We start from the raw sequence: 22305 nt of genomic DNA on the forward strand, positions 1-22305 counted from the left end.
TTAATGTTCTTTTACATCCTTTAACCGTCTTGCAATCTCATCTACAGACAGCCATTCTGTATTTTTTCCCGAACTATATTCAAATCCTGATTCAACTTTCTTTCCGCCCGGCTGTATTTTTGAATTATCCCACCAGTCAAAATGTGGATATACAATAAAATGTTTATCATATTCATAAGTCATCATGGAATCTTCTCTCGTTACCATAATCTCATGAAGTTTCTCACCCTCACGGATACCAACCTCCGGCATTTCACATCCTGGTAAAATTGCCTGTGCAAGATCTGTAATCTTAAAAGAAGGGATCTTGGAAATAAAGGTTTCTCCACCTTTTGCCTCTGAAAGTGCCTTAATGACAAGCTGCACGCCCTCGTCAAGACTAATCCAGAAGCGTGTCATACGGTAATCAGTAATCGGAAGCTCTTTTCCACCGTTTGCTACGATATTGCGAAAAAATGGAATAACAGAGCCACGGCTTCCAGCAACGTTTCCATAACGTACAATTGAAAAACATACATCCTTCGTTCCCGCGTATGCATTTGCTGCAATAAACAGCTTATCAGAAACAAGTTTTGTACCCCCGTAAAGGTTAATAGGGTTTACTGCCTTGTCCGTAGACAATGCAACTACTCGCTTCACACCACAGTCAAGTGCTGCATCCACGATATTCATTGCACCGTCAATATTGGTTTTCACAGCTTCCATCGGATTGTATTCACAGGCTGGAACCTGTTTTAATGCAGCTGCATGAACCACATAATCCACGCCGTCAAAAGCTCTGTATAATCTTTCTTTATCACGAACATCGCCAATAAAAAATCTCAGCTTATCACCATATTTTTTGAATTTATTCGCCATGATGAACTGTTTATATTCATCTCTGGAATAAATAATAATTTTCTTCGGATCATAATTTTCTAAAACATACGTTACAAACTGGTTTCCGAAAGAACCTGTTCCCCCTGTTACAAGGATTGTCTTTCCATTTAACATATTTTAAGCCTCCTGCTTTCTCTTACAGCATCCTGCTGTCATGATATTATTTATATCGAACTTTTCACCTATAATCATAACCTTTTAGGTAGAAATGCTTTGTTTATTAGTATATAATAACTATATTCAATTTGCAAACAGACAGGATTAAAGGAATTTTTCATGAAAATATTATTTTACCGCTATGGAAGCATATGTGAACCAGATATTATCGATGGATTCTGCGAACTTGGAAATGAAGTTGTCACAATCACAGAGGAAATTTACAACAAAAAGTTACTTCCCTCTGAAGGTGTTGCACTTTTAAATGAAGCACTTCAAAAGGCAAGCTATGATTTTGTTTTCAGCATCAACTTCTACCCTTTTATCTCAGAAGTCTGCAACATTTTTCAGATTCGCTATCTCTGCTGGACCGTGGACAGTCCGGTCATGGAACTTTATTCCGATTCCATCCGCAATCCGTGGAATCGGATTTTTCTCTTTGACCGCGCGCAGTATAACGAATTTTCCCGCTACAACCCTTCCTGCATTTTTCATCTGCCGCTGGCAAGCAATCCAACGCGCTGGAAAAAAGTGATATCTTCTGCCACGGATGATGATATTTCCCGTTTTTCCGGTGATATCTCGTTTGTGGGTTCACTCTATACTGAAAAATGTCCCTATGACCGTCTAAAAAAAGAACCAGGATACCTTACTGGTTATCTGGAAGGCATTATGGCAGCCCAGTTAAAGGTCTACGGTTATAATTTTCTTGAGGAAATCCTGCCGGATTCCATCGTAGAAGAGTTTCGTAATTCTCTAGAAGGTTTTTATACTCCGCCGACCGGCTTCCGCCGGAATGACCGCGCCACAATGGCGCAGTTATACCTTGGTGCAAAGGTGACTGCTATGGAGCGGCTCTGGTTAATGCAGACGCTTGGCTCCAAATATTCCGTAAACTTATACACCGCAAGCGACACGACCGGACTTTCTGTCCACAACTGTGGACTTGCAAAAACACTGACAGAAATGCCGCTTATTTTCCACTTCAGCAAGATTAATCTAAACCCTACTGCCAAGTCCATCCAGACAGGACTGCCATTACGCCTGTTTGATGTGCTCGCCTGCGAAGGTTTTTTGCTGACGAATTATCAGTCGGAACTAACGGATTATTTTACTCCGGGACAAGAGTTGGAATGTTATACCGGAGAAGATGATTTACTCTCTAAGACAGAATATTACCTGACACACGAAAACGACCGAAAAGAAATTGCACACAACGGTTATCTTGCTCTCGAAAAATACCATAATTATCCGGAGCGTCTGCTGCAAATGATATCTCTGGCTTATGGATTAGATGCGATTTAGAAAGGCTACTTATGAAAATATTATTTCTTGACTCCCCTGCTTTTGCTAAACAGGATATGATTGATGCGTTTGAAGCGAATCAGATTACCTGTGACCTTTTTTACCACAAAGATTATAAAGAACGGCACAGCAAAGAATTTGAAGAAGCATTTGCTGCTGCACTTACAAATGCATCCTATGCGTTTGTATTTTCTTTTAATTATTCCCCGATTCTTTCTGCATGCTGTCAGAACCACAACATCAAATATGTCTCCTATATCTATGACAGCCCATTAGTTGCTCTTTATTCCTATACCTTGATCAATTCATGCAACTACGTTTTTCTGTTTGATAAGTCAGTTTACCTTACCTTCAAAAATGCTGGTATTGATACCGTATATTATCTTCCACTTGCAGCAAATGTATCCCGTCTCTCTGCCATGGTCTGCCCGGATGCACTGACAGAAAAGCTCTCCGCCGACGCTTCTTTTGTAGGTTCACTATACAACGAAGATCACAATTTTTTTGACCGGTTAGAAACTATCTCTGACTTTACCCGCGGCTACCTGGATGCCATCATGCACGCACAACAGAATGTCTATGGCAGTTTTTTTCTGGAAGATCTGCTGACTCCGGACATTATTGCCGATTTACAGAAAGCAGCACCTTATACTCCAATGTCAGACGGCACTGAATCTGCCGCCTATGTATATGCAAATTATTTTCTTTGCCGAAAGATTACTGCGCGAGAAAGACTCTCCCTGTTAAAGCAGGCTTCTGATCGTTTTTCGTTAAAGTTATACACGCATAACCCAGTTCCCGAACTTCCCCATGCACAGTTTATGGGACCTGTGGACTGGTATTCCACAATGCCACTTATCTTCAGACATAGCCGTATCAACTTAAATATAAGCTTAAAAAGCATTCACACCGGCATCCCGCTTCGCTGTATGGACATTTTAGGAAGCGGCGGCTTTCTGCTTACGAACTATCAGGAAGATTTACTTGATTTATTCGTTCCAGAAGAAGATTTTGTTTTCTATGAGAGTGAGGAGGATTTTATCCGGAAAATCGATTATTATCTCTCCCACGAAAAAGAACGCCAGCAAATTGCTGCAAATGCACTCGGCAAAATGGCAGAACGCCATACGTTCTGCCATCGTGTAACATCAATCCTTCAGATTTTGTCTGACTAATCTTTCATAATGTAGTCCTCAATATCTTCTCTTAGTAATGGAATCGCCTTCTGATACCCCCTTAATAATTCCGTACTCTTCTGTACAAGGTCTTTCGGTTCTAAATTTTCCTGAAAGACCTCGTCGCCCATCTGATATTCTGCCTCCTGCGCATATAAAACGACCAGCTCCTGAACAGGCATTTCCCTTAATTTTTCATTCAGTTCAAGCAGTTCCCTTAACTGCATCGCCTCATCATGCTTTCCCTGTGTGGAGTTTTGCATCTGTTCCAAGAGGTCTTCCTGCTTCACAATAACCACTTTAATGATTTCTTCAAACTTTTCAAGTTCTTTCTTCACTTCCTTTAGTTGAAGCAACATTTTTTTCTGCTGATTCTCCGAAAACGGACATTCTATTTTCTGTATCGTTCCGTAAATATCAATTTCATCTTTACACCATTCTTCTATGGTCTCTCTCAATGTTCGATTTTGTGCACCTACTATATTGGCTCCGCCTTCCGTCGCATTTACAATCTGATATTTTCCTTCATTTGTCATAAAGAGTTTTTCAAACCATCGTTTGTAACACCACATTTGAAAATCTGTCTTAAGTATCTTTCCATCAATACCTTCTACATCCATAAGTGTACGACTCTGGATATATTCATCGTTATCACCAAACGCTTTCTCTATTCCTTCCGTATGCGATATACCATTCGTAAATGCCATGTCCTGTCCAACTAATATTATTTTCCGAAATCCAAGATATGACGCAATCTGAAACGCTTCTGAAGTAACTGAACCACCTACAGACAGTATTGGAAACATATAGCCAAGTTCTTCACTCATCCTCTGGTTCCATTTTCCCCAATAATATCCATTGTAAAAAATTTTTCCTGCAAACTGTCTTATAACGTCTGGACGTGTAATTCTAGAACATGACCAGAGCAAACCATCCAAATTCAAATTCTCGAAAAATCGATCCGGGGACTCTGGATCAATAGTACAAACCATATCCGGTCTAATTCCGTTTCTCAATACAGTCCGAAGTGCTGCATCAACCACAATTATAAATGACTTTCCCTGTGCTCTTTTTAATTCCCCTACATTTTTATCCAATGACGGTCCCGCAGAAACAATAATTGCCGGTATATTCTTAAGTTCAAATTTCTCCAATTTCTGATTTACTTGTTCCAAATTACATTGACCAATCATTTTTTTCATATGAAACAGCACATGACGTGGAATCATCCTGTTAAATCCGAGGTGTGTACTTTTGTTTACAATTTCATTTTGTATTTTCTCAATAACACTATCTATAAACTTTTTACATCCATCTGCATAACGCACATCATATCCAGGTAAAATGCAAAAATCAATTAATTTCATTTTTGTATATTCAATCACACCAGAAAGAATATTTTCTACCTCTCCTTCTGCAACCTCAGGGAAATAAAAATCCAGTGTCTGATTCTGAATCAAATCTTCTATGTCAAAATAATGACAAACCACTCCAAAAACCACTAAATCAGGTACGCAGATAATAATCCTATTTGTGTCTCCGCAGCACTCTATCAGTCTTCTTACATGCCTTCCATCTCCAAAACCAAAAACAAAATAGGTTCCATACAACCTTATCGGATAACGTTCCCAATAAATGTCTGCCGCCTCTTCAGGGTTCAGACGGCTATTCAGATACCATTCATAATTATCAATGCATACAGCCACTATTTCCGATCCATTAGAAGCCGTCTTCACACTGATCCATTGATTTGCCTCATTCCAGTCAATATTTGTGACAGCACCCGCAATTTTCTCATTTTTCTTCTTTAATGCTGCAATATTTTTCTCAAAAATTCCCATATACAAACTCCACTACTCTTCGCCATAATAAAACGATACAAATAAAACCGCCTTTTCCATCAGGCAATCTGCCATCCCATACATATCCTGTTTCTCATATGCTTTCAGCAACTCCTGTATCATTACAACCGCAAAATTTCCAACCAGCTGCAGTTGATCTTGCGATAACGTTTGTATCATATCCTGAAAAATGTTTAATAATTCTGATATCCGTCCAATTGCTACATGCTCATTATTTTGATATAACATCATACAAACGGCATCTATCTCTGCTAGTAATTCTTCTTTGTTCATCTTTTTCCCCAAATTATTTTTTCACAATACTTCTATATTATATAGAAAAAAAGCCGACAGCTTTTACTGTCGGCTTTTTAATTATGTAGTATACGCTACACTCTGTCAGATTACTGTAACAGAGAAAGTACACCCTGAGTAGACTGGTTAGCCTGAGCAAGCATAGACTGTCCTGCCTGAGCAAGAATATTGTTCTTGCTGTAAGTAACCATCTCTTCAGCCATATCTGTATCACGGATACGAGATTCAGCAGACTGAGTATTCTCAGAAATGTTGTCCAAGTTGGAGATTGTATGCTCCAGACGATTCTGAAGAGCTCCTAAGTAAGAACGCTGTGTAGAAATTGCAGAAATAGCACCCTGAATATTGGACATTGCTTCACCTGCTGCACTGAAAGTGTTAACCTTTACTAAGTTAGCAGATACATTTAAGCTACCAGCAGACATACTGTCGATAGAAACAGTAATTCTCTGTCCACAGATAGAACCAACCTGAAGGTTTTTATTTGCGAATGTACCATCGATGAGGTTCTGAGTATTGAACTGAGTTGTAGAAGAGATTCTGTTAATCTCAGATGTTAACTGGTTGATCTCATCCTGAATAGCTCCTCTATCAGCAGTTGTATTGGTATCGTTAGCAGCCTGAGTAGCTAACTCATTCATACGCTGTAAGATAGAATGTGTCTCAGATAATGCACCCTCAGCAACCTGGATTAAGGAAATACCATCCTGTGCGTTGTCAGAAGCTTTGTTTAATCCACGGATCTGGCTTCTCATCTTCTCAGAAATTGTTAAACCAGCAGCGTCATCACCTGCACGGTTGATTCTGTAACCAGAAGATAATTTCTCTGAAGATTTTGCCTGTGCGCTTGTTGTAACGCCTAACATTCTGTTCGCATTCATTGCGGTCATATTGTGCTGTACTACCATAATTCATTTCCTCCTTGAATTTACTGCGGCTTCCATGCCGCATCGTCTTAATTTTGCAGCTTTCCTTCCCGGCCGTACGCTCCATTCTGTTCCACTGCCAAGTAACTTTTTCAAGTAATGTTCATCATCACTTTGTTTACTTGTATTATATATCGGATGTTCATCCCGATACTTTATAGTAAAAAAGAAATTTTTTTCTTTTTCTATCTCTATTTTTTTCCTATTTTTTCTTGTCCGTAAACACCGGCTCGCCATAGTTTGTCTTCATCATATTTTTATAATACTGATTTACAACACGCTGGCTCTTGCGGACTTCTCTGACCTGTTTATGTACAGATGCAAATTTTTTTGTCATTAAATCTTTATTGCGTGCTTCCTGTACCTGTATGGTTGCACTTTTACTGGTTAATTTACGGATATAATCCTGCATCTGCGCTATTTCATCACGATAAAGATCCTGATGATTCTTCAAGTCATCTTTTACCCGGTCAAACAGTTCCTGAAAACCATCATCCAACAGATCCAGCTGTTCCATCTGCTTTGACTTTTCCTCTACTGTCTTATCAAAATCATCCGGATCTAATGCCGGATTTTCCAATTCCTCACTCTGCCTGATATTTAATTCCATAATGGCATCTAATATCTCACTCTTTTTTTTCAGGCTCTGTATCATAACCGGAATATATTGGTTTTTCTCCATCTTTTCCATATCCTTACTGCTGTGTATGTGCCAGCTTCATAACCTGTTTCCAGGTATCACGCATGGTACGAAGATGTTTTAATACTTCTTCCATGATTTCCTTATCTTTTTTCATGTTTGCTTCCTGTAAGCGCATCATCAGATAATTATATACCTCATCAAAGTCTTTTGCCACCGGATATTTATGATTTAATGTACTCTGGAACTCTTCTATAATGTGCTCTACTTTCATAATATTGTCATGTGCTTTTTGAATATCTTTTGCTTCGATCGCTTCAATCGCGATATTTGCAAACTTTATCGCTCCCTCATAAAGCATCAGCGTCAGTTCCGCCGGTGATGCAGTCATAACTTTGTTGTTTGCATACGCTGCGTATCCTTTGTTAGCCAGCATAAATCATTTCCTCCATGTATTATATAATTTTAGGGAAACGCTGATTAATTAGCTTTGTTTTCAGCATTATCCCAGTTTGTCAAGTTTTTATAAAAACCAAGAGGATTTTTTCCTCATATACCTGTTATATCCTCTTGCTATTTATCCTTTTTTGAGGATATTTCCCCAAAATGGACACAGTTATACTGTGCACCCAACAAAGTCTTTTGTTCTGCCAGCTCTGCTACACATTAACAGATTTGCACTGGCAAACAACATATGGAATCGATGCATGTTTTTTGCGATTCCACGATATACAACTTTTGAGTATCCCATCTGTTTCTTTACAATGAGAAATGGATGCTCGACTTTACAGCGAACTGCGGACTTTTCATGTTCCATTTTTTTGTCCCAGTTAAGACCTTTAAAATCATCTGCCATTTTGAGGCTGGAAGGACGCTTATTTATTCGGAATTCAATCCTTGATTTCTTCTCGTCATCCTTAATTGCGGGTTGATTAACAGCTCCAAGATAACCGGAGTCACCATATACAACCTCATCATCTTCTCTGATAAGATTTGCAGTTTCTGAAACATCATGCATATTTGCAGATGTACCGGTTATTGTATGAACATACCCACTGCCTGCATCAACACCGGCATGTACCTTCATTCCGAAGTACCATTCATTGCCCTTCTTTGTCTGATGCATTTCAGGATCACGCTTGCCATTCTGGTTTTTAGTGGATTTAGGTGCTGCTATAAGGCTGGCGTCAACAATAGTGCCACCATGCATCATAAGGCCTGCTTTGTCGAGACGATTGTTGACATCAGCAAAAATCTTCTCACCAAGTTTATTTGCTTCAAGCATATGTCTGAACTTAAGCAATGTAGTTGCATCCGGTACTTGTTGTTCATTGAAATCTATATGCATAAATGAACGCATGGCGTAACTGTCGTAGATAGAATCCTCGATTCCTTCATCGGACAGATTAAACCAAATCTGCATGAGATACATGCGAAGCATGGTTTCAATACCAATAGGTTTGCGACCGCGCTTGTTAGCGAAATAATATGGGCGAATCATTTCTACCCAATATGACCATGGGATGATTTCTTCCATGGCATCAAGAAATTCCTCACGCTTGGTTTTCTTCTTGCGGTTGGAGTATTCCATGTCGGAAAATGTTAGTTGATTCATAGGTATACGACCTTTCAGTTGATACCTATATTATATCAAAAATCACAAGGAGATGCATGAATTAATCAGCGTTTCCTTAGATATAATTTTCTTTATGTCACAAATATCTGTCCCACATCTATGTGGGGCAGATATTTAAATTTTATCACTCTCTTTTTTATTTTACCACCATTTTCAGCAATTTTATCAGCTTCCGAACAGGTTGGATAATGAAGATGTCTGGCTCTGTAATTTAGACAATGCTGTCTCCATTGCAGAGAACTTCTTGTAATATGCATCTTCCTGATCCTGCAGCTTCTGTTCCCACTTCTTGATCGTAGTGGTGTAATCACTGTATTCGGATGCCATCTCTTTATCATTGTATACTTTATAAATACTGCTTAAAGTTGAAGATTTCATCTTCGTTCCAATTGCATCGTATAAATTGGTTGTAAGCTGCTGCATAAAGGAAACGACCGTATCCGGATCAGAGTTGATCATTGCCATCAGCTTATCTTCGTTTCCGGAAGTTGCTGTATCGTCCTCATCACCGTCAATATGATATGCATTCTGCTGATTCTCCGGTGCATTCAAGAAACCCAGTGTCTTGATTCCAAAACTTGACAGATAATATTTCTTGCCATCAATCGTAACCGGCTGACTCATGGCATTCGTCATCAGATTCATGACACTTTCCAGACTGTCATCACGACGGAGCAATGAAGATTTAATTTTCTCTTCCCACTTCTCAACTTCTGAATCAGACATTGCACTCTTTTCATCATCTGTCAAAGGCTCATATCCCTTTGCTGTATCCGCATTGTAAAGTGATGTCATTTCGTTGATCAGAGAATTGTACTGTGTCAGGAAACTCTTGATCTTATCGTAAATTGCCTGTGTATCGGTCGCAGTTGTGACGGTAATCGCATTGGTATCCCCATCTCCGGTTGCCTGCATTGCAGTAATGGAAAGTCCGTTGATAGAGTAGGTATTCAGTGAACTGGTGTATGTAATACCGTTTAATTTAATTTCAGAATCACAGCCATCAATCTTCTTAGCACCTGAATTGGTATATTGAGAGCTCTGATCCATAATTTCTTTTGAATTCTGTACTTTCTTTACAAATGCAGTTAATGCTGTTGTATAGTCTGATGAAGTTGAATCCATTGCAGCCAGATCTGCAAGTACCGAATTATCATCCATCGTTTTCTGTGCTGTGGTCATGGTCGTCTGATTCTTTGTAATGACCTCCGCATATTTGTTTGTCACCTTTGTAACATCACTTGCTTTACCTGTTTGATATGCCTGCTGAATGGAATCAATGATATTCTTTCTGGAATATTCATCATCAGCAGCCAGTGAATCCTCTGCACTTTCATACACATTGACTTTCTCAATATTAGATGTCAATTTAGAAACAACCTCATCGGTAAGTGTATCCTTCTTATCCTCTCTAATCTTACTGAGTACATCTGCGGAACGTTCGATACCTGTTGCTGCAGTTCCCTGTGTATATTTCATCTCTGTAATATCTTCTGTTGTACAATCTGACACAGCAACTGTTTTTCCACCACTGACTACATTTTTATCACTATCTACTTCCTTAAAAGTGGTTCCGTCTAATATATAATTTTTTCCATCTGTTCCTGCATATGTTCCGTTATCATTCGGTGTATACACAACTCCGTTTTTATCTGTATACTTATCCCCAATCTTATGCGATGTACCTGTAGCATTATAATATGCCACATTTTCTTTGATACTGATCGTCTGTGTCGTGCCATCATCTGAGATATAAGAATATTTTGCATTTCCATCATCATCCTTATCACCGGTTGCTGTCCAGACATGACCATCTTTATCTGTATAAGTTCCGTCATCATTCGCTGTATAGGTAAGATTATCGCTTCCCTGATAAGTTACAACTTTCTGTATATACTGTTTGGTTCCATTATTATCATACGCGTAAATCGTATTACCATCTGCATCTTTACCTGCTTCTGTATATACATTCCCAGCCGCATCCATCACAGAATTCACTCTCTGGGTTGCACTCATGCCAAGTAAAGTTTTAAGTTTCTTCTGATCATCATCAGATAAACCACTGTTTTTTAACGCATCCATCATCTCTGTATATGCCGTTGCATATCCATATGCAGATGAAAGATTCGCATTCTGCCCTGATGCTGTCTTATATGCTTTCTGCGCATCCTGATATTTCTGAATGGCCTTCACTACATTCTGCTCCAACTTAGTGTCATTTGCATCATAGTACTGTGTATAAGACTTGTATGTTGCATTCGTCGCATCTGAGCCAACAGCCAGTCCCATCTGATACAGTGCTCTTGCACCTTCTGTATTTCCACCGGTCAGAGTGAAATCATTATCTTTTCCGGTATCTTTAGAACTAATGAAGATACGATGATTTGTCTCATCAAAGTTTGCACTAACACCGGCATCTTTTAATGAAGCGATCACATCACCAACAGTCGATCCCTGTGTCACTGTAATCTCTTTTGTTGTACCATCACCCTTTGTCAGATTGATCTTTGCATCTCCACCTGTATAACCTAGTTCAGCAAGTGTTGTGGATGTCGTCGTCTTGCTTGAAAGCTGTGCTCCGGTCAGATAACCCGCCTGCGCAACTTTAAGAATATTTAGCTGTTGTGTTCCGGTCGGTGCATTATTTCCTGCCTTTACCGTTGCTTTGGTAGAATCGGAAACAGTTGTTGATTTTAAATTATATGCGGTAGATAATTTCATGCTGCCGACGCTGCTGTAAAGACTGTAAATCTTCGTATTCAGTGTTTTCCACGCATCCTGCTTCCAGGATAATTTTGTCTGTGCCTTTTTGTATTTATTCGTCTTATAGTTGTATGAAGATACCAGAGCTGAAATGATAGCTTCTGTATCAAGACCTGATGTCAAACCGGTAATTCTGATTGGCATATTATCACTCCTATCTGATGAAACTTTTCATCTGTTATTATATACTCTGCAGACAGACTGTACTGTCTTTGTTTACATTTTCTCGTCCACCAAAAGTCCTGCGACTTCCCAGACCTTTGCGATCATGTCAAGCGTTTTCTCCGGCGGATATTCCTTCAAGACTTCTTTTGTGTCCTTGTCCACAATCTTGATCATAACGCGGTTCGTGGCATCGTGGATGCCAAAGACTGCTTCCGAATTGTGTGCTCTCTTATTGATCTCTTCTACAGCTTTCCGGATCTGGGTGTTATTTCCTGCTCCTACGAGTGTTTCCTGCTCCTCATCCTTGTCGTTTCTGGCACTCAGACTGTTTTTGGTATCCGTACTGTTTTTGTTTTCTGCCTTCCATGGAGTCGTGATGTTCTCCACTGTTTGCGTTGTGCCGCCTGTAGCACTTCCGCTGCCTGCAGCACTGCTATTTCCTGCTGCAGCTGCCTCTACGGATTTGCCGTAAGATGCTGTCGATGTTTCCTGTATCCGTTGAACTCCCATGATCCTGACCTCCGTTTCCATGGTATCCACAACTTCTTTCTGCTGTGTTTCACACTTCCCTGTGTCCATCTGTGCATGCAGGCTATATTACAACCCGTATGCTAACTTACTTAATCTGTGTTTTATATCGGTTTCTTTGCGCATAAAATTAATACCGGAGCCGCATTTTTCTGCCTGTATAATAGAATGCACGCTCCGAGGTCATTCTATTATTGTGAATTATGAGCTCCGGTATTTTTCAAAGCAGATCCTTTAAGGATGCGATCGCATCGATATTAAGAGCTGCCTTATTTTCATTCTGAATCTGAAGATATACTTCCTTGCGGTATATCGGCACTTCTTTCGGTGCAGATATACCGATTTTCACCTGATCTCCGCGGATTTCAAGCACTGTGATCTCAATGTTATTGTTTACCACCAGAGATTCACCCTTTTTTCGTGTCAATGCCAGCATTTTTATTCCTCTGCTTTCTTTCTGCCTTTTACAGCTTCATATACATTAAACTTGATCGGATAATCATCCTCGACGATCACCTGGCAGCCTTTTCTGGTGTCTGTATTAATCACCAGCGGTGCCTTTAGATTAACAGTCGTATCTTTTTTATCCGCCGCTGCTGTGAGCGTTACAAGTATGTAGGTATTATCCTCTGTAAGATCTCCAAGTGGCGTCAGCATCTCATCGCTGACCGATGGTGCATAATCAGGTTTGATCTCATTCGGATGCATGACCGGAAATGCAATTTCCGGTTCGTCCATGGACTGAAACCACATGATCGAGGACGGTGTTCTCTCTTTTTCCTTATCAAAAATCAGGGTAAACTTTCTTAAATCCGGGAATCCGATCATTCCATTCTCTAAAGTAATGATCTTCTCCTCGTCAATATCTATCTCCCCAAAAAGCCTTGTATTTGCTTTCATTCCCTTTTCCTCCTGATGCAGCCTGTGTGATCACGACATGCATTCTAAGAATAATGCTGTTAATATAATTTACAGATAGCTGAGCAGTGTCACCTGATTTACCTTGGAAGCTGCCTGCAGTGATGACTGATAAGCAGTGTATGCCGCTGTATACTCCAGAATGATATCTGAAAGTTCTCGGTCTTCATTCTTGGACTTTAACTCTTCCATCGTTTCCTGCTCATTTGACATACGGTTTTTCGTCAACGCAAGGCTCTGTCCTTTACTTCCGACATCTGTTAATGCAAGATTGACCTTCTGCAGATAGGTATCGCAGTTTCCAATGTAGCTGTTATAGAGCTTTTGCATATTATCATTGGCATAATCGCGCTCTTTTTTCGCTGCTGCGATCCACTCTTCTAATTTTGCCTGACAGTCATCCGAAGAATATTCCTGCATTTTCTTCATGGCATTTAAATCTGTCACTTTCTGTTCTGCGTCAAGCGAACGCTGTACAGCATCGATCAGCTCATCCACATCCCTGCTGAGTCCGTGATCAAATACATTTGATGCCTCTGTATTGACAGTAAGTGTCTGGTTTGCAGCCACTACATAATCGATATCCTGATAGATCTGATTGCCATCTTTATCATATTTCTCATACTTTAACTTATTGTTCGTATCTGTAATATTCGTGCAGTTGTAATAATATTCCGGACGAAGTTCACCATTTGTAAATCCGGTCTTTGTATAGGAAATATCCAAAGATGCTTTATTAGTGGAAAGTGTATCTGCTGCTGTTTTGCTGAATACCATTTCTCCGGTATTACGGATCAGCACTGCCTCTCCATCTGCAATGTCATATGATTTTGGTGTTTTCGTGGATGCTTCTAACCATTTATCATAAGAATCATATACGGTAACATTCATATTTCCCGTCTTATTGACAGGCGTTGTCCCTGTTGTATCTGTATAATTGTAACTGATCGTTACCGTACTGCCATTTGCAGAGGTTTTTGTGGTAGTTCCTGCTGCATCTGTCACATCCAGGCTGTCAATGCTGTCATAGCCAAGACGGATTCTATTATAAGCAGCCTGGGTTGGAGAAGCGATCTTTGTGCCATCTAACACATCTGCCTGATTTCCTGGAACTGTAACATCATTTCCATAATACCGGTGTTCCTGCAGATCAGCATACGACATCTTCTGGTCGATCTCGTATGAAGTCTTTTGTTCGTCTTCCGTAAATGTCAGCTTTTTATTTGTGCGGTATCCGGTAAATACCGTTCTGCCGGCATAATCCGCATTTCCTTCTGAATATAATTTATCACGCAGTTTTTCCAGCTGTGTCAGGATCGTTTTTCTGTTGTCTGTTGTAAGTGAATCCTGTGCGCCGTATTCACACTGGGTACGGATCGTCTTGATAACGTCCTGCATACTGGAGATTGCAGTCTCCGTTACATCCAGCCATGATTCTGCATCTGGAATGTTCTTCTCGTAGTACTGGTCGATCTCGCTTAAGGTACTGCGCAGACGGAGTGCACGGATCGCCGTTACCGGGTCATCGGAAGGACGCTGTATTTTTTTCTGGCTGGTCATCTGATTGTTCAGTGTGTCCACATTTCCTTTATTTCCATTGATATTAATGGATGTATTATGCAATATGATATTATTTGTAATACGCATTGCCATTTCCTCCTGTTATAAATCCGTTTATACTCCGGTTTCCTCGATCAGTTTGTCATATACTTCTGCCATAACTGAGATCATTTTAGATGATAAATTGTAGGCATTCTGGAACTTGATCAGATCAAGTGCTTCCTCATCCTCATCCACACCGGAAACAGACATTCTCTGTGTCTCAAGCGCTGCCTGTATATTTGTATAATTGTTGCTGAAGATCGTAGACTGCTGTGTATCAATGGAGATATCAGAAATCATACATTTCAGGAATCCTGATGCATTTCCTGCACGGAATAAAACCGTATCACTCTTTAATTTTGCCAGATCTTCCACCAGTTTATACTTATCTACACCTTCCTCTGTATCTGCCTTATACTGTGCAGCCAGCTTGGAAGAATCTTTTACACAAATGGAAGATACACAGATATTGGATGCTGTCAGTTTGTAATAGGAGCTTGCGCCGCAGTCTGTCGTGTTTCCATGATTCTTATCGCTCTTTCCTAATACATATTCCTCACCGGTCACCTGATCTGCACCGGTAAAGAAAGAATAATAGTCTGTTGCATTTCCGTCTAAATCCTGTCCTTTTAACATGATATCATTAAATAAAGAACAGAAAGAACGTAAAAACTGATTCATCTGTGACATGTAATACGGAACACCCATGGTATCAACAGAGCTTCCGATGGATGCCTGCATACCGTCTACCTTATTGGACTGCTGCTGGCTTAATGCGTCCTCAAGTTCGAAAGTATAGGATGTGATCTTGCCATTGGCATCCGTCTCAAATGTAAAATTCGTATAATTGTAATCTTTTCCGTAAATGGTAAGTGTACCGCTCTCAGGCACCGTCATTGCCTCAATGTCTGTGATGGAAGGACTGACAACTTTCACATGTTTGCTGTCGATCACTCTTGCCTCACCGGTAAAGTTCTCTCCGTTGTTGCCATCACGGATATCAAACAATGCCTTTAAGGTACCTGACATGGAACTTGCGCCAGCTTTGAAGCTGTTGCCGGTTTTCTCCCATTTAACATCATATAAACCGTCCATATCGGACTGGTTTACTTTATTTTCCCTTGCAACACATTTTAATGTTTCATAATCGTAGGTATCTACCAGTACCTGACCACCGATCTTAACTGTAAAGTAATTAGCTCCTGTCGGCAGTTCCGGATCGTTTGAGTTCTGTACCGGAAGTTCCTCTGCCTCTGTCGGAACAATCTTGGATAGCTCATCGATCAGTAAGGCTCTCTGGTCACGCAGTTCGTTCGCATAACCACCCTGAATTTCAATGACGTTGATCTGATGATTTAAACTTGCAATCTTTTCTGCGATGGAATTGATATTCTGAACCGTGGATTTGATCTCCTCGTTGGCATTATTCTGAATATCTCCCAGACCGGATGCAACGCTGTTAAAGAATGTTGCAAAGTTCTGGGCACTTCCGATAAACTGCTGACGTGTATTCACATCTCCGGCATTGTTCTTTAAGGTATCTAAGTCATTAAACATCGTGTTTAAGATTGTTGAAAAACCTTTGGAAGAATCATCATCAATAAAATAATTTTCAATCTGCTTCAGGTAATTGAGCTTCGTCTCATATAAACCGACAGATGACTGGTTGTACCAGTATTTGTTGTCATAATACTGGTTGCGAAGCTGTTTTACGGACTCGGTCGTAACACCGGTTCCCATACTGCCGTATTTTGCATAGGCACGAATAGACTCGGAAGCAACACGGTTTGCCTGCTGTTTGCTGTATCCTTTTGTCTGTACATTCGATATATTATTTGCACTCGTATTTAAGGCAACCTGATATGCACTTAATCCTGAAGATGCAATCGTTAATCCAAAAAATGTTGATGGCATGTTAACCTCCTATGCTGCTATCCAAGCTGTGTGATCAGATGCTCGATCATCTCATTAATAACATTAATAAAACGGCTGGATGCATTGTATGCGTTCTGGTATTTGATCATATAAGTCAATTCTTCATCCGAAGAAACTCCGATTACCTGCTGTCTCTGGTTATCAACTGACTGTACCGTCTGGGACAGGTTTGTTGCAGTAGAATTGTATACATTTCCGTAGGTAGCAACCTCTCCGATCATAGCTGCATAATAGTCCTTAAAGCTGTATGCCTTTGTGTCATTCGGATTGACTGTAAGGCTTTCTTTATCCCACACTGCTGCAAGTGTCGCCATCAGTGACTGGTCTACATCTCCATTCTGCCGTAAATGTGGAAGTAGTGTTTCATCTGTGATCAATGCGCTGTTCACACTTGTACTTCCCATCGTGTACTGCTTTGTTGTATCAGCCGGATCTTCTTCATTGTATAAATAATAGGTCTTTGTCTCACCAGAAGCCGGATCTGTATAGGAAACCTCCGTATAACGTTCTGTTCCAAGTCTTGTAAATAACTCCTGTGGCGGAAGTTTGCCATCTGATCCCACTGCGCATTTATCTGCATCTAAGATCTTCGTATTTGCTGTCACGGTATAGGTATTGCCGTCTGCATCGGTCATGGTAACAGATCCGTTTCCTGTCAAACCTGTGATGTAATTCGATGCTTCCGTATTCGGGCATAAGATATCGTTGATCGCCGTTGCAATTCCATGGAACAACTGATCCATCTGTGCTTCTGCACGGAGCATAACAGACATGCCTGTCGTATCATCATAAGTCTTGCCGTCCACTCCAAGAATATCCTTGTAATTGGCAACTTTATCTCCTCTCGCAAGCACAAGAGCTTTGATCTCTCCCATATCGTTTTTATTTTCCGTGGAAATATCACGGTTAAAATTAAACAGATAGGTATACTCACCCTTGTCCGGATCTGACAGATGGGACCAGTATGGTGTCACAAATCCTGTCGCTTTGTCCGTCTGTTTTTCTACTTTATAGTAGCCGTTCTCATTGACAAACTCGTTGCCTTCCACGCTGACGCGCACGACACCGTTTACCTCTTCTTTATAAGAAATATCAACAAGACTTGCCAATTCATCTAATGCCAGATCTCTTGCATCACGCAGTGTCATTGCAGTTTCAATATTTCCTGCCTCGATCTTCTGGATCTGCAGATTTAGTTCACTGATCGTCTTTCCAAGTTCATTGACCTGATCAATGTCATCGGAAATCTGTGAATTGATATTATACTGATAACTCTTCAGTCCAGAATAAACAGCACTTGATCTGCTGGTAAAAAGCTGTGCCTTCTGAATAACAAGATTCTGATATACGCTATCCTCCGGGTAATTATATAGCTCCTGAAATGAGCCCCAGAAATCGGTTAATGCATCCTGAAAAGCCTGTCCCTCTAATTCCTGATAATAGTTCTGCACCTCTGTCAGTGCCTCACTGGTCGATGCATAAAAAGACTGACGGCTTGATTCCGTACGATATAACCGATCTAAGAATACATCTCTTGAATGGACAACATCTCCGATCGTTACACCAAGACCGGATTGCTGATTGCTGATTGCTGCTGTTGTATTAAATGTGACATAGTCACGGTCTGCAAACAAAACGCTCTGACGCACATATCCTGTTGTGTCTAAGTTCGCCAGGTTATTTGATGTTACGTTAAGTGCATTCTGACTGCTCTGTAAACCGGCTACGCCGATAAACATACTTCCAAAACCATTTGCCATGGTAGTTCCTCCCTGCTTTTACTATTGCTTCGCGTCGAATCCACTGCTGCCTAAGATATCGCCTGTATTATAGGCATTCTTATCATAGTTGGCAGTCTCAGGTGCCTGTCGCGTACTTCTCAGCAAGGTAAGGTCAAATTCCACCATCTCCAATGCCTGTTTTAAAAGTGCTTCATTCTGTCTGTTTAGCTGCTGCATCTTAGCACCGGCCTCAAGCAGCCTGTCACGCTGTCTGGTAAGTGCTTCCTGTTCTTTTGGCTGCTTGTTAAGATATCCGATCATCTTTGTGATCGTCATCTCTTCCGGGCTCTGACCTAAGACAGTCGCCATATCCGTCAGGACACGGTTTCTTTTATTGGAAAGATTAAGAAGCACGCTCGCAGCATCCTGCTCTCTCGTCGTAACATCCGTAAGATGTTCGATATTGCCCTGCACCACTGCGTCTGTTTTTTCAGTCGCAAGTGTGATCAGTTCCTGATACTGCTTCTCCTCTTTACCCAGCACATCCAAAAGCTCTTCCATTAAACTAGCCACAGATTCATCCTCACTTTTACTTTACTAAAGCATTGTACTTTTCTAATAACTTATTCGCGAAATCATTCATATCCACGTTATAATTACCAGAGTCCAACCTTTCCTTTAGCTGTGCGACTCTATCTTCCCTGATATCCGAAGCATCTGCCACTGCCTGCTTTGCGATCTGGTAATCACGTCCCATAGAAGAGATCTGCACTTCATCGCGTCCGGTGCTCATCTGCTTTGTGTTCTGCACTTTCTGCGTTTTCTCTCTATTGTAAAGTTGTGCCACCTGATTATAAGCTTCTACTCGCATAATGGCATCTCCTTTCTTCCTTGAAATTCGCTTTCTAGTGTTTATATCGGACGAATCATTTTTTTCATTAGCGCAAATATGAAAAAAGAAAATGACAGGTCACCACTTTTCGCAGTATCCTGTCATTTTTCTACTGGTATTCACGGATCAGGCAGTATTGTTTCAGTGGGAAGTTCTTCTCCACAATTCCATACACCTGAAATCCAAAGTTTTTATAAAAATCTACATTTTTTTCATTGTGTGTTTCCAATGATATCATCATGTGGTGTTCCTGCGCATATGCGATCGTTTCATCTAACAGTTTCGCAGCGATCCCATGGTGCTGCATTTCCGGATCGACTGCAAGATAAATAATATGAAGTCTCTGTGTCTGGTGCAGCTGATCGGTCCAGCTTGAGTTTAAATAATCCCCGCCTTTTATGAAATTGTGAAGTGTTACAAGCGATGGGTCTTCTTTGATCAGAAATGCATCCGTATGGATCGTTGCCCATGACTCTGTCAGGAAAAAATGAAACATATTGATGTGCTCTGCTTCATCCGACACAACAAGAATACTGTTTAGTTCCTCACTGTCCGCAAAAATCTCGCAGGTTTCATAAAATTCATCCATATCGCATTGAAACAGTTCCGGCATCAGCCTTTTTCTTACTTCGGCATCCGGGATCAGTGTTTCATAAAGCGGATCGTGTGCAAAGCAGCGGTATAAAAGCTGTTCTAATTTTGGCAGGTCCTCGCGCTGTACCCGGTATAATTTGTCCGATTTCATATTTTTCTTATCCCCTTTTTATTGTGTCAGAACATTTCCTTTACCGTCTGACTGATTTCTTTTAAGGTCTCGCAGAGACGTCTGGTCTGTTTTTTATAGCATTCCTTTAAGTAATGCAGTTCTTCCCGGTAATCTGTGTCTGCTTCTTTTCTCTTTTTCAGCAGGCATTTCACCACATGGTAGAGATCTTCATGCCCTAACAGCCTGCCGTAACCCCATTTCAGACGATCTTTGGGCTGATTGAACACATAGTCCGTAAAATGGCGGTAAACATATTCATCAAACATAAATGCATACGCATTGTTATCCACCTGATATATTTTTTCCAGTGCTTTATCCACATCAGATTGTTCCAGAGCGTTTACAGAGTCCTGCAATAAGCCAATATTTTTCCACAATATCTCATGTGGGAAAAATACCTCTCCATACCAGTCAATGCGGACAAAATGATCCTGCTCCTGTTTGAATTTTACAAGCAGTTGTTTTTCTCTTTCCCTGTTTTCCGCAAAGAGCTGTTCTGCCTCTTGCATGTTACCTTCTGCAAGAAGTGCGTGGTAGCGGGTATTGATAGCGGCAGTCTCTTCGTAAGACTGTTTTGCTTTTTCCTGTGCCTCTTCTGTTACCTGAATTAATTTTTTTGTGATTGCAGCGATCTGTTCCTGTGTTTCTTCCACTTTCGCTGTGATTTCACTGCCTCCGGCAAGTATGCGCTCTAACACCGGTGTAAAATCAAGCGGCACAACTGCCGTTTCATCCAGTGCTAAGATCAGCAGTGTGAACAGCTCATGGTGCAGCCGGTAAACCGCCTCATCATAAAAATCATCATTATCAAACTGGGAATGGTAATGTGTTTCCATGAAACTTCCGCCGGTAAAATCATTGACCATGGAAGGGATTCCTGCGATTGCCATCGAAAAATCATCTGACCAGGTTTCGATCGGTGCCGTCACGCTTGTCATCTCAGGATAAGCCTTTGTCAGTTCCGGAAGTCCGTCTAAATATTCTTTTATATAATGTACATATTCATAACAGCAGCGGATTCTTGCACGCGTGCCGTGTGCCAGCGCCGGCAGCTCAAAATTCAGATCTGCGATCACTTTTCCGACCCATTCCGGATGTGCGGTAAAAATCTGCTCGTAAGCTCCGGTCGACCAGTCAAAGTTGGAATCAACAACGCCCCATTCCTCTGCCGCCATCGCACAGAACACGATCGTGTTGTTCGGCTTGAATCCGCTTTCAATCAGCGTTTTTGCAATGCCAAACATCATGGCGACTGCCGTATTATCATCTTGAAATCCACTGAAATAGGAGTCATAGTGTGCAGACAACAATACCATGCGCTCCGGGTGTTTTCCCGGAATACAGCCTGAAATGTTATAAGTCGTGCAGTCACGTTTTACCCGGCTGTCGGCTTTCAACCATACGGTTGCTTCTTTCTCTCCATCCAGCAGTTCCCGCAATAATGCAGCATCCTCCCTTGAGATGGAAAATGCCGGTGCATCCTCCGGTCCGGCGATATCCTGTGCGTTGAGTGCCTTCGCATCGACTTCTCCATAACCGCCACACTGCACAGCGATCACTGCCGCCGCACCTTTTAAATGTGCCTGATAAACCGGATAATTGATCCACCACTCATCTCTCTGGTTGATATCCACTAACACCAGTTTTCCGGTTACATCTTTCCCTTCATAATCCGCTTCTGTTCCCTTTCCAAGATACATCAGGGAAAATGCCTGCTCACCGTCCGTTACAAAATCTGTCTGATATGCCCCGAGCAATGCGGTATGCCTTTTTCCCTCTTTCGTTTCAAACGTAAGCTCCGCATTTTTAAACTCCCAGCCATCCACGGTAACCGCATTTTTACATACATCCGACAGTCCAAGTTTTTGCATCTCATCCTTTAACATTTCCCCTGTCAGGAATTCTGCCTTCGAACCCGCAGGACGGTAACCGAGTTTCTCGTTTGAGTGAAACTGCTCCATCCGTTTTGCAAGCTGGTACGAGTAATCCGTATCAATATTTTTTATGACCGCTTCCTGCATTGTCACGTGTGTCACACCTTCTTTTTTGCTTCTATTTTTGCTGTTTTTTGTGTTATCTATTTCTTTTTGTATTCAAATTATTTCCTGTTTTTGATTATAACACACTTTTTTGTTATGAACA

The 22305-nt window shown here is 40.9% G+C and carries 20 protein-coding genes; 2 read left to right on the top strand and 18 right to left on the bottom strand.

Annotated elements, in window-relative coordinates:
* On the bottom strand, positions 1 to 993 hold the full coding sequence (gene pseB, locus RIL182_RS18800) for a UDP-N-acetylglucosamine 4,6-dehydratase (inverting) (RefSeq protein WP_006857359.1): 993 nt from the start codon (positions 991 to 993) through the stop codon (positions 1 to 3).
* Positions 994 to 1155: 162 nt separating this feature from the next.
* On the opposite strand from pseB, the gene RIL182_RS18805 reads away from it, so the two are divergent.
* The gene (locus tag RIL182_RS18805; RefSeq protein WP_006857360.1) at positions 1156 to 2340 is read left to right on the top strand and encodes a CgeB family protein; all 1185 of its coding nucleotides are present in this window, start codon (positions 1156 to 1158) and stop codon (positions 2338 to 2340) included.
* An 11-nt stretch (positions 2341 to 2351) separates the two neighbouring features.
* Positions 2352 to 3515, top strand: coding sequence for a CgeB family protein (locus RIL182_RS18810; RefSeq protein ID WP_006857361.1), 1164 nt, complete (start codon positions 2352 to 2354; stop codon positions 3513 to 3515).
* On the opposite strand, the gene RIL182_RS18815 is transcribed toward RIL182_RS18810, so the two are convergent.
* The 17 genes from RIL182_RS18815 to RIL182_RS18895 form a co-directional block, all read right to left on the bottom strand.
* Positions 3512 to 5356, bottom strand: a complete 1845-nt coding sequence (locus RIL182_RS18815; RefSeq protein WP_006857362.1) for a motility associated factor glycosyltransferase family protein — start codon at positions 5354 to 5356, stop codon at positions 3512 to 3514. The genes RIL182_RS18810 and RIL182_RS18815 overlap by 4 nt on opposite strands.
* 12 nt (positions 5357 to 5368) lie before the next feature.
* Positions 5369 to 5650: a hypothetical protein gene (locus RIL182_RS18820; RefSeq protein WP_006857363.1), complete on the bottom strand. Its 282-nt coding sequence runs from the start codon at positions 5648 to 5650 to the stop codon at positions 5369 to 5371.
* Positions 5651 to 5760: 110 nt separating this feature from the next.
* Entirely contained in the window at positions 5761 to 6579 is an 819-nt protein-coding gene (locus tag RIL182_RS18825) for a flagellin N-terminal helical domain-containing protein (protein WP_006857364.1), read from the bottom strand.
* A gap of 220 nt (positions 6580 to 6799) precedes the next feature.
* Positions 6800 to 7279 (bottom strand): flagellar export chaperone FlgN, encoded by a 480-nt coding sequence (gene flgN, locus RIL182_RS18830; RefSeq protein ID WP_044999101.1) that lies wholly within the window; start codon positions 7277 to 7279, stop codon positions 6800 to 6802.
* A 13-nt stretch (positions 7280 to 7292) separates the two neighbouring features.
* Positions 7293 to 7673 (bottom strand): flagellar export chaperone FliS, encoded by a 381-nt coding sequence (gene fliS, locus RIL182_RS18835; protein WP_006857366.1) that lies wholly within the window; start codon positions 7671 to 7673, stop codon positions 7293 to 7295.
* Between the two features lie 180 nt (positions 7674 to 7853).
* A complete protein-coding gene (locus RIL182_RS18840; protein WP_006857367.1) occupies positions 7854 to 8852 on the bottom strand; it encodes an IS5 family transposase in 999 nt (332 codons plus the stop codon).
* Between the two features lie 186 nt (positions 8853 to 9038).
* Complete coding sequence (gene fliD, locus RIL182_RS18845; RefSeq protein ID WP_006857368.1) at positions 9039 to 11780, bottom strand: flagellar filament capping protein FliD; 2742 nt, start codon at positions 11778 to 11780, stop codon at positions 9039 to 9041.
* A 72-nt stretch (positions 11781 to 11852) separates the two neighbouring features.
* Positions 11853 to 12380: a flagellar protein FlaG gene (locus RIL182_RS18850; RefSeq protein WP_006857369.1), complete on the bottom strand. Its 528-nt coding sequence runs from the start codon at positions 12378 to 12380 to the stop codon at positions 11853 to 11855.
* A gap of 169 nt (positions 12381 to 12549) precedes the next feature.
* A complete protein-coding gene (csrA, locus tag RIL182_RS18855) occupies positions 12550 to 12765 on the bottom strand; it encodes a carbon storage regulator CsrA (RefSeq protein WP_006857370.1) in 216 nt (71 codons plus the stop codon).
* Positions 12766 to 12767: 2 nt separating this feature from the next.
* A complete protein-coding gene (gene fliW, locus RIL182_RS18860) occupies positions 12768 to 13229 on the bottom strand; it encodes a flagellar assembly protein FliW (protein ID WP_006857371.1) in 462 nt (153 codons plus the stop codon).
* A gap of 69 nt (positions 13230 to 13298) precedes the next feature.
* Entirely contained in the window at positions 13299 to 14900 is a 1602-nt protein-coding gene (locus RIL182_RS18865; RefSeq protein ID WP_006857372.1) for a flagellin N-terminal helical domain-containing protein, read from the bottom strand.
* A 21-nt stretch (positions 14901 to 14921) separates the two neighbouring features.
* A complete protein-coding gene (gene flgK / locus RIL182_RS18870; protein ID WP_006857373.1) occupies positions 14922 to 16763 on the bottom strand; it encodes a flagellar hook-associated protein FlgK in 1842 nt (613 codons plus the stop codon).
* Positions 16764 to 16780: 17 nt separating this feature from the next.
* Entirely contained in the window at positions 16781 to 18544 is a 1764-nt protein-coding gene (gene flgK, locus RIL182_RS18875) for a flagellar hook-associated protein FlgK (protein ID WP_006857374.1), read from the bottom strand.
* Positions 18545 to 18565: 21 nt separating this feature from the next.
* The gene (locus RIL182_RS18880; protein WP_006857375.1) at positions 18566 to 19066 is read right to left on the bottom strand and encodes a flagellar protein FlgN; all 501 of its coding nucleotides are present in this window, start codon (positions 19064 to 19066) and stop codon (positions 18566 to 18568) included.
* A gap of 28 nt (positions 19067 to 19094) precedes the next feature.
* Positions 19095 to 19376 (bottom strand): flagellar biosynthesis anti-sigma factor FlgM, encoded by a 282-nt coding sequence (flgM, locus tag RIL182_RS18885; protein ID WP_006857376.1) that lies wholly within the window; start codon positions 19374 to 19376, stop codon positions 19095 to 19097.
* A gap of 130 nt (positions 19377 to 19506) precedes the next feature.
* A complete protein-coding gene (locus RIL182_RS18890; protein WP_006857377.1) occupies positions 19507 to 20142 on the bottom strand; it encodes a GNAT family N-acetyltransferase in 636 nt (211 codons plus the stop codon).
* A 26-nt stretch (positions 20143 to 20168) separates the two neighbouring features.
* Entirely contained in the window at positions 20169 to 22199 is a 2031-nt protein-coding gene (locus tag RIL182_RS18895) for a M28 family peptidase (protein ID WP_243128714.1), read from the bottom strand.
* Positions 22200 to 22305: the final 106 nt, after the last annotated feature.

The organism is Roseburia intestinalis L1-82 (assembly GCF_900537995.1).
Taxonomy (GTDB): domain Bacteria; phylum Bacillota; class Clostridia; order Lachnospirales; family Lachnospiraceae; genus Roseburia; species Roseburia intestinalis.

Excerpts from the sequence above, each read along its gene's own strand:
- flgN (WP_044999101.1), bottom strand. The coding sequence starts at position 7,279 with ATGGAGAAAAACCAATATATTCCGGTTATGATACAGAGCCTGAAAAAA.
- RIL182_RS18815 (WP_006857362.1), bottom strand. The coding sequence starts at position 5,356 with ATGGGAATTTTTGAGAAAAATATTGCAGCATTAAAGAAGAAAAATGAG.
- RIL182_RS18890 (WP_006857377.1), bottom strand. The coding sequence starts at position 20,142 with ATGAAATCGGACAAATTATACCGGGTACAGCGCGAGGACCTGCCAAAA.
- flgK (WP_006857374.1), bottom strand. The coding sequence starts at position 18,544 with ATGGCAAATGGTTTTGGAAGTATGTTTATCGGCGTAGCCGGTTTACAG.
- RIL182_RS18810 (WP_006857361.1), top strand. The coding sequence starts at position 2,352 with ATGAAAATATTATTTCTTGACTCCCCTGCTTTTGCTAAACAGGATATG.
- RIL182_RS18880 (WP_006857375.1), bottom strand. The coding sequence starts at position 19,066 with ATGGAAGAGCTTTTGGATGTGCTGGGTAAAGAGGAGAAGCAGTATCAG.
- flgK (WP_006857373.1), bottom strand. The coding sequence starts at position 16,763 with ATGCCATCAACATTTTTTGGATTAACGATTGCATCTTCAGGATTAAGT.
- RIL182_RS18840 (WP_006857367.1), bottom strand. The coding sequence starts at position 8,852 with ATGAATCAACTAACATTTTCCGACATGGAATACTCCAACCGCAAGAAG.
- RIL182_RS18825 (WP_006857364.1), bottom strand. The coding sequence starts at position 6,579 with ATGGTAGTACAGCACAATATGACCGCAATGAATGCGAACAGAATGTTA.
- fliW (WP_006857371.1), bottom strand. The coding sequence starts at position 13,229 with ATGAAAGCAAATACAAGGCTTTTTGGGGAGATAGATATTGACGAGGAG.
- flgM (WP_006857376.1), bottom strand. The coding sequence starts at position 19,376 with ATGCGAGTAGAAGCTTATAATCAGGTGGCACAACTTTACAATAGAGAG.
- fliS (WP_006857366.1), bottom strand. The coding sequence starts at position 7,673 with ATGCTGGCTAACAAAGGATACGCAGCGTATGCAAACAACAAAGTTATG.
- csrA (WP_006857370.1), bottom strand. The coding sequence starts at position 12,765 with ATGCTGGCATTGACACGAAAAAAGGGTGAATCTCTGGTGGTAAACAAT.
- RIL182_RS18850 (WP_006857369.1), bottom strand. The coding sequence starts at position 12,380 with ATGGACACAGGGAAGTGTGAAACACAGCAGAAAGAAGTTGTGGATACC.
- RIL182_RS18865 (WP_006857372.1), bottom strand. The coding sequence starts at position 14,900 with ATGGCAATGCGTATTACAAATAATATCATATTGCATAATACATCCATT.
- pseB (WP_006857359.1), bottom strand. The coding sequence starts at position 993 with ATGTTAAATGGAAAGACAATCCTTGTAACAGGGGGAACAGGTTCTTTC.
- RIL182_RS18805 (WP_006857360.1), top strand. The coding sequence starts at position 1,156 with ATGAAAATATTATTTTACCGCTATGGAAGCATATGTGAACCAGATATT.
- fliD (WP_006857368.1), bottom strand. The coding sequence starts at position 11,780 with ATGCCAATCAGAATTACCGGTTTGACATCAGGTCTTGATACAGAAGCT.
- RIL182_RS18820 (WP_006857363.1), bottom strand. The coding sequence starts at position 5,650 with ATGAACAAAGAAGAATTACTAGCAGAGATAGATGCCGTTTGTATGATG.